Origin of the sequence: Streptomyces capoamus (genome assembly GCF_014654935.1) — a bacterium.
Lineage (GTDB): Bacteria > Actinomycetota > Actinomycetes > Streptomycetales > Streptomycetaceae > Streptomyces > Streptomyces capoamus.
This window is the reverse complement of the sequence record NZ_BNBF01000001.1, coordinates 10239-10467: the sequence shown is the minus strand read 5'-3', so window position 1 is coordinate 10467 and position 229 is coordinate 10239. Positions and strand designations below refer to the sequence as shown.

At 77.3% G+C, this 229-nt stretch carries 1 pseudogene; it reads right to left on the bottom strand.

The features are described 5' to 3' along the window. Positions 1-229, bottom strand: a pseudogene (locus IE312_RS38260) (DNA polymerase IV); the annotation flags it as partial.

Here is a 229-nt window from a genome sequence, read left to right as displayed (position 1 = left end):
CCGCACCGGGGCGGCGGCCCGGACCTCCCCCGGTGCGGCGTCCGGGACCAGCGGCAGCGGATCGGCCGGTTCCAGCGCGGCGTCGTCGACGAGGAACGTCCGCACACGCCCCGGCTTCGACAGGGGTGTCTCGAACCGCACCGTCACCCGCCCGAGTCCGCTCCCCTGCACCCAGCCGGGCCCGTACTCCGCGTGCCGTACGTCCTGCCCGGCCCGCCAGTGCCGTTCC